The organism is Streptomyces sp. NBC_01551 (genome assembly GCF_026339935.1).
Lineage (GTDB): Bacteria > Actinomycetota > Actinomycetes > Streptomycetales > Streptomycetaceae > Streptomyces.
Window position 1 is genome coordinate 6267410 of record NZ_JAPEPX010000001.1, and the last position, 12878, is coordinate 6280287.

Below are 12878 nucleotides of genomic sequence, written 5' to 3' on the forward strand. Positions count from 1 at the left end.
CCGCCCAATGGACCGGCCAGGCCCTCACCGGTCCGCAGGGGACGGCGTGGGCATCTGGTCGTGCTCGGCGTTCGGCAGGGCCGAGGGGAACGACCTCCGGGAGCGGCGGACCCGGAGCACCCGTCCCTTCGGCCGCAGGGGCCCGGCGGCCGAGCAGCGCTGGAACGAGCCCACCGGGCAGGCACTCTCGCGCCGCTAGTCAAACAGATTCAGACATGTTCCGAAGGAAAACAACAGCCTTGGATGTGTCGGTGGCGGCGCCCGCGGCGTCCGGTTCCATACGGGTGCCCGTCCTGCGATTTCGACGGCGTCACCCCCGATGGCAGCCGCAGGGGCGGTCTTGCGGCTCTACGGCATCCCGGGAGGTCACGGGGGCGCATCAATCCGAAACCCCCGCTTCACGCTGTTGACTTATGGCGGAAACAGCGATTTTCTCTGTTGCATCAAGTTTGAAAACGGCCGACTGTGGCGGATTCCCCCAGTGAGGAGGTCCGCAGCCCCGGGCGGCGATCACGACGACGGCCGGCCCCGAACCCCACCCCATCGCACGTGCCCCACTGGTCGCCCGGAGCGACCCGTCCAAGCAAAGGGATCGACATGCTCACTCACCACCACCACCGCCGTCCGGTAGCGGCCGCGGCCCTGGGCCTGGCCACGATGCTCGTCCTGTCCTCGTGTTCCAGTGGCCAGGAGACGACGGGCGGGACCGCGGACGTGGGGAAGGTCGAAGGGAAGATCTCCCTGACCTATCTGCAGAAGCAGGGCGACCAGGAGTACTTCATCGGCGAGGCCGCCGGCGCGAAGGCGAAAGCGAGTGAGCTCGGGATCGACCTGAAGGTGGTGAACCTGGGCAACGACGCGAACAAGACGGTGAGCGAGGCTCAGGCGGCCATCTCGCAGAAGAGCAACGGGCTGATCGTGGTCGTTCCCGATCCGGCCGTGGGCCCGCAGGTCGTACAGCTGGCGAAGACCGGCAAGGTGGCGCTCCTGACGTCGGACGACCAGATCTGCAGCACCGGCCCGGACCCCTCCGCCTGCGGCGGCGATGCCCTGGTGCCCCGCATCGGGTTCAGCGGCGAGCAGATGGGCGGCGAGGTCGGCAAGCGGGCCGCCGAGGAATTCAAGAAGGCCGGCTGGAACCCGGCGGAGACGCGGACGATATCGGCCTGGAAGCAGGACGTCACCGTCTGCACCGACCGTGTCAACGCCTCGAAGAAGGCGTTCGCGGAGGCCGCGGGCGCGCCGGTGCAGAACATCGACGTGCCGACGGACAACTCCCCGACGGGCGCGCAGGACAAGATCGCCGCGACGATCACCGCCAACGCCTCCGTGAAGCACTGGGTGGTCTGGGGGTGCAACGACGAGAACGTCCAGGGCGGTGTCACCGCCCTGGAGAACGCCGGCTTCAAGGCCGACGACGTGATCGGCGTCGGCCTCGGCGCCTACCTCGCCTGCAAGAACTGGAGTTCCGGCAAGCCGTCCGGGATGAAGGCCGCGCTCTTCATCAACGGCAAGGACGTCGGCGCCCTGGCGGTGCAGACGATGTACGACAAGCTCAAGAACGGCAAGGACTTCCCCAAGGAAGCCTTCGCCCCGACCAAGATGGTCGACCCCTCCACCTGGAAGGACGCGGGCGTCACCTGCGGCTGAGCCCGAGCCCGCCGGCCAGGCCGGGTGCGGCCGCCCGCAGCGGCGGCCGTACCCGCCACCCGTCCAGACCACCACCGCCGACCAGCAGCGTCGCCGGCGCGAACGCCCCACGTAACCCCAGCTTGCGAGGCCCCCATGACCACAGCCGGCACAGAGCCACCCGCCCCCGCCCAGGATCCCGGCGAAGAGATCTCCGTCGAGAACATCACCAAACGGTTCGGCGCGGTGCAGGCGCTCAGCGGCGTCACGCTCACCTTCCCCCGGGGCCGAGTGACCGCCCTCATGGGGGAGAACGGCGCGGGCAAGTCGACCCTGCTGAAGATCCTCACCGGTGACCATCAGCCCACCGAGGGGAGCATCCTCTGGGACGGGCGTCCGCGGACCCTGTCGTCACCGCACGACGCCCACAAGGCCGGGATCCGCATCATCCCGCAGGAGCCCGAGATCATCCCGCACGTCTCGGTCGCCGAGAACGTGTACGCGGGGGCCCTGCCGCGCACCGCCCTGCGCCGCCTCGACCGGGCAGAGCTGCGCCGCCGCATCACCGCGGACCTGGCCCGGCTCGGCTTCGAGAAGGTCATCCACCCCGATCAGCTGGGATCCGAACTCACTCCCGCACAACGCCAGTTGGTGGAGATCCTGCGGGCGCTGACCGGTGACGCCAAGGTCATGGCCTTCGACGAGCCCACCTCCTCCCTCTCCGAGAACGAGGTCGAAGCGCTCTTCGGCCTGATCGACCGGCTCCGGGACCAGGGCATCGCCGTCATCTACGTCTCCCACCGCATGAAGGAGATCTTCCGCCTCGCCGACCGCATCGCCGTCCTGCGCGACGGCACGGTCGCCGGCGTGCTGGAAGCCCGCGACACCAACGAGGGGGAGGTCGTCCGCCTGATGGTGGGCCGTGATCTGTCCTCCCTGTTCGTACGACAGGAGGCCGTCCGCGACGAGGTGGTCCTCCAGCTGGAGGGCGTCACCACGGACGACGTCAGCGGTATCGACCTCCACGTCCGTGCCGGAGAAGTGGTCGCCCTGGCCGGACTCATGGGTGCCGGACGGTCCGAGCTGGCCCTCGCCCTCGCCGGCGACCGGCCCATCCGATCGGGTCGTGTCTCCGTCAACGGCCGTCCCCTGCATCTGCGCAGCCCCAGGGACGCCATCCGCGCGAGCATCGGATTCGCCCCCGAGGAACGCAAGGCCCAGGCGCTGTTCCTCCACCGCTCCATCCGGGACAACACCTCCCTGGTGAGCCTGGACCGGCTGCGCCGCTGGCGCTTCGTCCGGAGCCGCCAGGAGAGGGCGGTGGCGCAGGACTTCTCCGACAGGCTCCGGGTGCGCACCCCCTCGATCGAGCACGAAGTGCGCAAACTGTCGGGCGGCAACCAGCAGAAGGTCGTGCTCGCCCGCTGGCTGCTGCGCAAGCCCAAGGTCCTGATCCTGGACGAACCGACGCGCGGGATCGACATCGGCGCCAAGGCCGAGATCTACCGCATCATCGCCGACCTCGCCCGGGAGGGGGTCGCCCTGCTGGTGATCTCCTCCGAACTCCCCGAGGTCCTGGGCCTCGCCGACCGGATCGTCGTGATGCAGAACGGGCGCATCACAGGCGAACTGGGCCGGTCGCAAGCCACCGAGGAAGCCATCCTCAACCTCGCCATGGCAGACGACCTCGCCCCCGTCGCATCAGACCGAACGCTCACCGACTCCGCCGATGGAGACGCTCGATGACCACCACCCAGACGCCGGCCACCACCGAGAACCTGCCCGCTCCGGCGCGGAAGACCGCAGGAGCCCTGCTCTCCTCCCTCGGCGGGCAGAACCTCAGCCTGATCGGCGCCCTCGTCCTCGTCCTGGCCCTGTTCGGGTTCCTCAACGACAACTACCTCAGCCTCGCCAACATCCAGGTCATCGGTGAGGCGGTGACGATCACGGGGCTGCTCGCCATCGTCCAGACAGTCGTGATCATCTGCGGTGGCCTCGACATATCCGTCGGCTCGCAGGCCGGCTTGGCGTCCGTCGTGAGCGCCATGGTCTTCACGTCCAACGGATCCAACCCCTACCTCGGTATGGCCGCCGCGATCGGCATAGGCATCCTCGTCGGCGTGGTCAACGGCGTCGCCATCGTCTACGGCCGAGTCAACCCCACCATCGCGACGCTCGCGGGCCTGGCCGCCTACAAGGGCGTGGCCCAGCTCGTCTCCCACGGCCGCGCGCAGGGCTACGTCCTCAACGATCCCCTCTTCGTGTTCCTCGGCCGGGGGAAGATCGCCGGGGTACCGGTGATGATCTGGATCCTGGTCGTCGTGGCGCTGGCGGTGCACGTCATGCTGAAGTACACGGACATCGGCCGCAACGTCTACGCGATCGGCGGCAACGACACCGCGGCGCGCCTGGCGGGTATCAACATCAACAAGTACCTGGTGGCCGTGTACGCGCTCATCGGAGTGGTCGCGGCGGTCGCGGGCATCCTGCTGACCGCGCGGACCGGCTCGGGGCAGCCCGTCTCGGGAAGCGAAGGCCTCGAACTCAAGGCGATCACGGCGGCGGCGCTGGGTGGCTGTGCGCTCAAGGGCGGCAAGGGCGGCATCGGCGGCACGCTCCTGGCCGTGGCGCTGCTCGGCGCGCTGGAGAACGGACTGACCGTCGAGGGCATCAACACCTTCTGGCAGAACGTGGCCCAGGGCGCCCTCCTCGTCGCCGCCGTCGTCATCCAGCAACGCCGCAGCGGCGAACGGGCCGTGGGACTGCCCCACTGACACGGCGGGCGCGATGGTAGTGAGGGGAGCAAGGGCTTTCGGCACACGCCGCCGCTATTCGTCATAGGTGCTCGCGCGGACAAATGAGTGGGGACGGCCACCGGGGCTGGTCAATGGGATACGCATCCCGGTAAATCCGGCCTTCGGTACGAAAGTTCGGCGGATCAGGCCTTGCGTACCCCTTGCCCACGCTTATTGGGTGCAGTGTACAATTGATCTCCGTCTGGAATTCGCTAGAGAGCAACGGGTGGGACTGTGACGGAGTCGGCACCGCTGGCGGCCCAGCGGCGAGAAGTGATCCTCGATACCGTGCGCCGCAAGGGAGCGGTGCGCGTTGCCGCGCTCGTCGAGCAGCTCGGGGTGTCCGACATGACCATCCGCCGAGACCTGGACGTGCTCGCGAGGGCCGGGTCGGTCGAGAAGGTGCACGGCGGGGCGGTGAGCACCTCCGGCACCACGGGCGACGAGCCCGGGTTCGAGACCAAGTCCACCCTCAAGTCGGCGGCCAAGGCCGCGGTCGCCGAAGCGGCCGCCCAACTGGTGCAGCCCGGAAGCGTCGTGGCGATCTCCGGCGGGACGACCACGTACGCCGTCGCCCACCGGCTGCGCGACATCGCCGGCCTGACCGTGGTGACCAATTCCCTGCCCGTCGCGGAGCTGCTGCGGTCGTTCGGGACCGAGGACGGCTCCGCAGCCCCGACCCTGCTGGTCACGGGCGGCGCCCCCACCAAGTCCGCCTCCCTGGTCGGGCCGTTGGCGGACCAGGCGATCCGCTCCCTCCAGGTCGACCTCCTCATCGTCGGCGCGCACGGCGTTTCCGAGCGGGCCGGGGTGACCACTCCGAACCTCGCGGAGGCGGAGACCAACCGCACCCTGATCTCCGCCGCGACCCGGGTGGCCGTTGTGGCCGATCACAGCAAGTGGGGCGTTGTCGGGCTGAGCCGGTTCGCCGGCCTGTCCGAGATCGACTACTTCGTATCCGACGACGGACTCGCCGAGCAGGCACGCACCGTCCTCGGCGAGCAGGTCGGCCGGCTGATCCTGGCGGACACCCAGGGGGCGTGAGGGAAAGCGGCGCGCCGGCGCCCCGAAATCTTTCAGAACCAAATCGGCATTTCTGTGCTCGATGCAAGTAATTGTGGCGGGCGAAAATCCGCTCCGAAATGGATTACGCCCCACGCCTCTTGAAGCGTGGGGCGGCGGTGCAACGCATTCGCCGACACCTCTTGGTCGCATATCGGCATCGTCGCCGGGGCGGCTTCAGCCGCCGGGCGAGCGCCTGAGGGCGCAGTACCGGAAGGCCGTCTCCGTGCTGCCCCTATCGGGCCGGGTCCGCCCAGTTCCCCTCTGTGAACCGGCGGTCGCCGCTGATTCCGTTTCGTATGACTTCGAGTCCCTCTCCCAGAAGTTTCCGTTCATGGCGATCAACGGCTTCGGCCGTGTCCTCGTCGGGCCCGCGCCCGGAGGGAAGCCGGGGCGGGTCGCGCACCCGACAGGAGCAAACGTTGACTTCAGTTGCTTTCTGTTTACTCTTGTTGGCGTATGGCCCGCCATAGCGCCGTACCGTACTCCGAGAGACGGGCACGTTTCCGTGAAGAGAACCAGGACGAAGCTCGCGGACGGCCGCGAGCTGATCTACTACGACCTCGACGAGAGCGCAGAGCGCGACACGGTCGACCGGCGTGCCCCGGAGCCCGTCGACAGTCACCCGGAGCTGCGCCTGGACCTGGCGACCGGCGACTGGGTCACGATCGCCTCGCACCGGCAGGGACGCGTCCACCATCCGCCGACCGACGCGTGTCCCCTGTGCCCCTCCGGGAACGGGCGCCACAGCGAGATTCCGGCGGCGGACTACGACGTGGCCGTGTTCGAGAACCGCTTCCCCTCCCTGGCGGGGCGCGTCGGGCGCTGCGAAGTCGTGTGCTTCACGCCCGAGCACGGAGCGAGCTTCGCCGATCTGACCGAGGACCGCGCCCGGCTCGTACTCGACGCCTGGACGGACCGCACCGAGCGGCTGTCGGCCCTTCCCGGCATCGAGCAGGTGTACTGCTTCGAGAACCGCGGCGCGGAGATCGGCGTCACCCTCGCGCACCCGCACGGGCAGGTCTACGCCTTTCCCTTCGTCCCGCCGCGGACCGCCAAGATGATCGCCGTCGCCGACACGCACCGGTCCGTCACCGGCGGGAACCTCTTCGAAGACCTGCTGGTCGAGGCCCGGGCCGCCACGTCGCGCGTGGTCCTGGCGGGGGAGCACTGGACGGCGTTCGTCCCGTATGCCGCCCGCTGGCCGTACGAGGTGCACCTCTACCCCCATCGCCGCGTCCCCGACCTCACCCACCTTGCGCAGGCCGAACGCACCGAGTTCCCCCGGATGTACCTGGAGCTGCTGCGCAGGTTCGACCGGCTGTTCCCACAAGAAGGGGAGGCCGCGCAAGTCGCCCCGACGCCCTACATCTCCGCCTGGCACCAGGCGCCGAAGACCGGTGGGCAGGAACTGGCGCTGCACCTGGAGCTGTTCACGGTCCGCCGGTCGGCGGGCAAGCTCAAGTTCCTCGCCGGGGTCGAATCCGGCATGGACTCCTTCGTCAACGACATCGCCCCGGAAGACGCGGCCCGGCGGCTCCGCGAGGTCGCGTCATGAGCAGTTACCTCGTCACCGAACCCGAGTCGCACCTCATCCCGCTCACTCTCCAAGTGGCCCTGGGGCGACGCCCCTACATCGACAACATCGACGTCCACGGCGACGACTACCCCACGCGCGACGGCACCTGCGTACGCGACTACATCCACGTCGCCGACCTCGCCGAGGCCCACCTGCCGGCCCCGGAGGCAGCCAGTCCCGGCGACCCCGCGGTACTGGTCGCGTCCGCGGTCCGCGCGCGCGAGCGCCTGGGCTGGCGGCCCCGCCGCACCGACCTGGACTCCATCGTGGCCGACGCCTGGGCCTTCGCACGCGAGGTGACCGCATGAAGGAAGCCTTCCGGCGCGTCTACGGCGCCTACCCGGAGGGGGTCTGGGCAGCGCCCGGCCGGGTCAACCTGATCGGCGAGCACACCGACTACAACGACGGCTTCGCGCTGCCCATCGCCATCCCCCAGCACACCCTGGTCGCGGCGCGGCGGCGACAGGACGGCCGGTTGCGGCTGCACAGCGCCCAGGGGGACGGCCCGGTCATCGACTTCCACGTCGCCCAACTCACCCCCGGAGCCGTCACCACATGGGGCGCCTATCCGGCGGGGGTCGTCTGGGCGCTGCGCGAGGCCGGGCACCGGCTCGGGGGCGCCGACCTCCACATCGACAGCACCGTGCCCGCCGGCGCGGGCCTATCGTCCTCCGCCGCGCTGGAGTGCGCGGTCGCCTTCGCCTACAACGACCTGTACGGGTTGAATCTGAGCGCACCCGCCCTCGCCCTGATCGGCCAGCGTGCGGAGAACGGCTTCGCCGGCGTGCCGTGCGGGGCCATGGACCAGTTGGCCTCCGCCTGTTGCACCGCGGGTGCGGCCCTGCATCTCGACATCCGCGCCGGCGCCCACGAGCAGGTCCCGTTCGCCCCGCAGGCGCAGGGGATGAGCCTGCTGGTCGTCGACACCCGTGTGAAGCACGACCTCGGGGACGGCGCGTACGCGGCCCTGCGGGCCGGGTGCGAGCGGGCCGCCCGTCTGCTCGGGCTGTCGGCGCTGCGCGACCTCACTCCCGCGGACCTGCCCCGGGCGGAGAGGGCGCTCCCCGCCCACCTGGTGCCCCTGGTCCGGCACGTGGTGACGGAGAACGCACGGGTCACCGAGGCCGTCTCGCACCTTCGGGCCGGGCACCTGGCGGCGTTGGGGCCGGTTCTCGTGGACGGCCACGCCTCGCTGCGCGACGACTTCCGGATCTCCTGTGCGGAGAGCGACCTCGTGGTGGACACTGCCCTGGCGCACGGAGCCCTCGGGGCGCGCATGACCGGTGGCGGTTTCGGCGGGTCCGTCATCGTGCTGGCCGAGGAGGGCCGGGTGGAGGTGATCGGCGCCGCCGTCACCACCGCGTTCCGTGCGGCCGGGTACCAGGCTCCGCACCTGTTCCCGGTCTCCCCGGCCGCCGGCGCCCGGCGCATCGCATGAGAACGCGCTGAGTTCGAAGGCCTGCGACGTAGACTGTTCGTTTGTGAGGAATGCCGTGTGACTTTGACGGCGCACACGGACGGCGCACACGGACGGTCGCACGGACGGCCACGCGGACGGCGCAGAGGAACGGGGACGAGATCGTGACCGAGTCAGCACGCCTCGCACCCCAGCGGAGGGCTCTCATCCTCGACATCGTGCGCCGCGACGGCGCCGTGCGGGTGGCCGATCTCGTGGAACAGCTGGGCGTCTCGGACATGACCATTCGCCGCGATCTCGACGTACTCGCCCGCACCGGTTCCCTGTCGAAGGTGCACGGGGGCGCCATCAGCGCCTCCGTCACCACGGGAGAGGAACCACCCTTCGAAACGAAAGCCGGTCTGGAGTCGCGGGCCAAGTCGGCGGTGGCCGAGGCGGCCTCCGCCCTCGTGAAACCGGGCAGTGTCGTCGCCATCTCCGGCGGGACGACGTCCTACGCGGTGGCCGCCCGGCTCCGGGACGTCGCGGGTCTGACGGTGGTGACCAACTCCCTGCCGGTCGCCCAGCTGCTGCGGCCCACCGGGGCCGAGCTCGGCCCCGCGGGTCCCACGCTGCTCCTGACCGGTGGCACCCCCACCAAATCGGCTTCTCTCGTCGGACCTCTCGCGGACCAGGCGATCCGCTCCCTCCAGGTGGACCTGCTCATCATCGGCGCCCATGGCGTGTCCGAACGCGCCGGCGCGACCACTCCGAACCTCGCGGAAGCCGAGACCAACCGCGCGCTGATCGACTGCGCCACTCAGGTGGCCGTGGTCGCGGACCACACCAAATGGGGTGTGGTGGGTCTCAGCCGTTTCATCGCGCTCTCGGAGATCGACTACTTCGTCTCCGACGACGGCCTCGACCCCGAGGCGTGCTCCGTCCTGAGGGATTCGGTGGGACAGCTGCTCCTGGGCGCCACTCGGCCGTAGCCCCGATCGGCAGACGCGAGAGGGCACTTGCCATGTCATCAATGTTTACGCAAACATTCAGGGCGACAGTCCTACGGCGCGATCCGCGCATCCCTGCTCAGTTGAGGAGCACGCGCATGCCCCTTCTCCAGATCGAAGACGACGGATTCCGGCAAGACGGCGATCCCTTCCGCATCCTCTCGGGCGGACTGCACTACTTCCGCGTCCATCCCGACCTCTGGCGCGACCGGCTGCACAAGGCCCGTCTCATGGGGCTCAACACGGTGGAGACGTACGTACCGTGGAACCTCCACCAGCCGCGGCCCGACGAGTTCCGCATGGACGGCGGCCTCGACCTGCGCCGGTTCCTCGACCTCGCCGCCGCCGAGGGGCTGCACGTACTCCTGCGGCCCGGCCCCTACATCTGCGCGGAATGGGAGGGGGGCGGCCTGCCCTCGTGGCTCCTGGCCGATCCGTCCATGCGGCTCCGCAGCCGCGACCCGCGGTTCCTCGCCGCGGTCGACGACTACTTCGGCCGGCTCCTGCCCCCGCTGCACGACCGGCTCGCCACCCGGGGCGGGCCGGTGCTCGCCGTACAGGTGGAGAACGAGTACGGGGCGTACGGCGACGACACCGCCTACCTGGAGCACCTCGCCGACTCCCTGCACCGCCACGGCGTCGACGTGCCGCTCTTCACCTGTGACCAGCCGGCCGACCTGGAACGAGGCGCCCTGCCGGGAGTGCTCGCCACCGCGAACTTCGGCAGCCGTTCGGCGGCACACCTCGCGACCCTGCGGACCGCCCGGCCGTCCGGGCCGTTGCTCTGCACGGAGTTCTGGATCGGCTGGTTCGACCGATGGGGCGCAAACCATGTCGTCCGCGGTGCGGAGCAGGCGTCCCAGGAGCTCGACGAGCTGCTCGCGACGGGGGCTTCCGTGAACTTCTACATGTTCCACGGCGGCACGAACTTCGGCTTCATGAACGGCGCCAACGACAAGCACACCTACCGGCCGACCGTCACCTCCTACGACTACGACGCCCCCCTCGACGAGGCCGGCGACCCGACCGAGAAGTTCGCCGCCTTCCGCAAGGTCATCGCCAAGTACGCCCCGGTCCCGGCGGAGTTCCCGCCCGCACGTGCCGCGAAGTTCAGCCTGGAGACGGTGGAGCTGACCGAGAGCGTCGGCCTGCTGGACGCCGCGCCGGTCCTCGGGGACGCCGTCGCCTCGCGCCGTCCGCTGACGATGGAGGAACTCGGACAGGACTACGGCTTCGTGCTGTACGAGGCGGAGCTGCCGGACGCCGGGCCCGCCCTGCTCGAACTGGAGCAGGTGCGCGACCGCGCCCAGGTCTTCCTCGACGGCCAGCCCGTGGGGGTGCTGGAGCGGGAGGGCCACGAGCACTCCCTCACTTTCGCGGTCCCGCGGCCGGGCACCGCCTTGAGCGTCCTCGTCGAGAACCAGGGGCGCGTGAACTACGGCCAGGGCATCCACGACCGCAAGGGGCTGCTCGGCGGCGTTCTGCTGAACGGGTCCCCCCTCGACGGATGGACCAGCCGCCCGCTGCCGCTCACCGCGCTCGGGGACCTTCCGTTCGGCGCCGGGCCGGCCAGCGGCCCGGCCACGCCGACCGGGCCGGCCTTCTACCGCGGCACCTTCGACGCGGATCGGACGGCCGACACCTTCCTCCACCTCGACGGCTGGACGAAGGGCAGCGTCTGGGTCAACGGCTTCGCCCTCGGCCGGTACTGGTCCCGCGGCCCCCAGCGCTCGCTGTACGTACCCGGCCCGGTGCTGCGCAGGGGCGCGAACGACATCGTCGTACTCGAACTGCACGCACCCGGACGCCGGCGAAGGGTGGCCTTCCGGGACGCGCCCGACCTCGGCCCCGTAGAGGACTGACTGACGACCCGGGCGGCCGTGCGGGGCCGTGTGAACCCACGACGTGGGTTCACACGGCCCCACCGGCGCCGGGGCGCAGGCACGACGGGTCAGACGGCCGCGCGCCGCCACTTCTGGTTGTCGCCGCCGTTGCACGTCCACTGGACGAGCCGTGCGCCGTCGGCCCAGGAGTGGTTGGCGACATCGACGCACTTGCCGCTGTGCCGGGCGACGAGCCGCATGCCGGTCGGGCCCGCCTGGGCCGTCTTCCACTTCTGTCCGGGCGCGTCGCCGCAGGTGGCCTGGACGACGGGGGCGCCGTCATCGGGGGACGCGTCCCGGACCGCGAGACACTTCCCGCTGTGGCGGAGCATGATCCGCACCGTGCCGTCTCCCACGCCCTGGAACCACACCTGCTGGTTGACGCTCCCCGCCGTGCAGGGCCACTGGACCAGCGCGGCGCCTTCGGCCACCGACCAGTCCGCGGCGTCGGCGCACTTGCCGCTGTGCGCGGCGGTCAGGGTGTCCCAGTCCCCGGTTCCCCGCACGGTGCCGGCTTCCGTGGAGATGATGATCTGAGGGTAGTAGTCCATGGACAGGGTGGTCCTGGTCGGGAACCTCAAGGGGAGCCAGACGTACTGCGAATCGTTGACCGTGCCGCCCGTCGAGTTGCCCCAGCGGTCGCCCATGTACAGGTGGGTGGTGGTACCGGACGCGCCCTCCACGGGCAGCACGAAGGCCGTCTGGGAGCCGTAGGCCCTGCCGTCGCCCAGGTCCCGCAGCGAGCTCCAGGCGCCGGTGATGCTGTCCGCCGTGCCGTACTTCTGCTGGTTGGGGGACCAGCCGGTGGCGCCGGACGTCACCAGGAAGTAGACGCCGTCGCGCTTGAACAGGGCCGGAGCCTCGCGCGACTGTCCGGCCCACAACGTCTGCACCAGGGTCTCGACGCCGGTGTAGTCCGCGGTGAGCCGGTAGACGTGCAGGTCCGCGTTCTCGTTGGCGGCGGAGACCATGTAGCCGGTGCCGTCGGCGTCCACGAAGGTGGTGATGTCCCGGGACATGTGTCCCAGCGGCCGGAAGCTCCCGCGCCAGGAGTATTCGCCGTCGACCGTGGAGGACACGGCCACCGCTGCACGGGCCTCGCTGTAGTCGGTGGCGCTGCCCTCCTTGTGCATCCACATGACGAACTGTCCGGTGGCGCGGTTGTACATCACCTTGGGGCGCTCGATGTTGGCGGTGGCCAGCTCCGGGTCGGTGGCCTGGGACAGGACGTGGCCGCGGAACTCCCACGTCTTGAGGTCGGTGGAGCGGTAGGCGGAGACGTACCGGAAGCTGTTGTCGGGGTTCCGGTCCTCTCCGAACCAGTAGTAGTACTCGTCCACCTTGACGACCCCTCCGCCATGGGCGTGGACGGGCCGGCCGGCGGGATCGGTGAATTGCGTCGCGTTGACGACGGTGACGGGGGAGGAGGAGGCCGCGGCGGTGCCGAGACCGCCGAGGAGGCTCGCGAAGAGGGCGGCCACCACGGCGAACAGGGCTGCCGGGTAAGGGGGGTGACGTCGCATG

General features: G+C 70.1%; 9 protein-coding genes and 1 pseudogene. 9 read left to right on the top strand and 1 reads right to left on the bottom strand.

Annotated elements, in window-relative coordinates:
- The first annotated feature begins 597 nt into the window (after positions 1 to 597).
- The 9 genes and pseudogenes from OG982_RS28190 to OG982_RS28230 all read left to right on the top strand — a co-directional run bounded on the left by OG982_RS28190 (position 598) and on the right by OG982_RS28230 (position 11333).
- Positions 598 to 1650, top strand: coding sequence for a substrate-binding domain-containing protein (locus tag OG982_RS28190; RefSeq protein WP_266949652.1), 1053 nt, complete (start codon positions 598 to 600; stop codon positions 1648 to 1650).
- Positions 1651 to 1785: 135 nt separating this feature from the next.
- Complete coding sequence (locus OG982_RS28195; protein ID WP_266949654.1) at positions 1786 to 3375, top strand: sugar ABC transporter ATP-binding protein; 1590 nt, start codon at positions 1786 to 1788, stop codon at positions 3373 to 3375.
- Positions 3372 to 4403: an ABC transporter permease gene (locus tag OG982_RS28200; protein WP_266782037.1), complete on the top strand. Its 1032-nt coding sequence runs from the start codon at positions 3372 to 3374 to the stop codon at positions 4401 to 4403. Before OG982_RS28195 ends, OG982_RS28200 begins: the two co-directional genes overlap by 4 nt.
- Positions 4404 to 4658: 255 nt before the next feature.
- Complete coding sequence (locus OG982_RS28205; protein WP_266782035.1) at positions 4659 to 5468, top strand: DeoR/GlpR family DNA-binding transcription regulator; 810 nt, start codon at positions 4659 to 4661, stop codon at positions 5466 to 5468.
- A 526-nt stretch (positions 5469 to 5994) separates the two neighbouring features.
- Positions 5995 to 7044 (top strand): galactose-1-phosphate uridylyltransferase, encoded by a 1050-nt coding sequence (gene galT / locus OG982_RS28210; protein WP_266949655.1) that lies wholly within the window; start codon positions 5995 to 5997, stop codon positions 7042 to 7044.
- Positions 7045 to 7061: 17 nt separating this feature from the next.
- Positions 7062 to 7373, top strand: a pseudogene (locus OG982_RS28215) (UDP-glucose 4-epimerase GalE); the annotation flags it as partial.
- Positions 7370 to 8503 carry a galactokinase gene (gene galK / locus OG982_RS28220; RefSeq protein ID WP_266949657.1) on the top strand — a complete coding sequence of 378 codons (1134 nt, stop codon included), beginning with the start codon at positions 7370 to 7372 and terminating at the stop codon, positions 8501 to 8503. The pseudogene OG982_RS28215 and the gene galK, both read left to right, overlap by 4 nt.
- A gap of 143 nt (positions 8504 to 8646) precedes the next feature.
- Positions 8647 to 9453: a DeoR/GlpR family DNA-binding transcription regulator gene (locus OG982_RS28225; protein WP_266782028.1), complete on the top strand. Its 807-nt coding sequence runs from the start codon at positions 8647 to 8649 to the stop codon at positions 9451 to 9453.
- A 116-nt stretch (positions 9454 to 9569) separates the two neighbouring features.
- Positions 9570 to 11333: a glycoside hydrolase family 35 protein gene (locus tag OG982_RS28230; RefSeq protein ID WP_266949658.1), complete on the top strand. Its 1764-nt coding sequence runs from the start codon at positions 9570 to 9572 to the stop codon at positions 11331 to 11333.
- 89 nt (positions 11334 to 11422) lie between these two features.
- Here the strand turns inward: OG982_RS28230 and OG982_RS28235 are convergent, their stop codons facing one another.
- Positions 11423 to 12877 (bottom strand): RICIN domain-containing protein, encoded by a 1455-nt coding sequence (locus OG982_RS28235; protein ID WP_266949659.1) that lies wholly within the window; start codon positions 12875 to 12877, stop codon positions 11423 to 11425.
- Position 12878 lies beyond the last annotated feature (1 nt).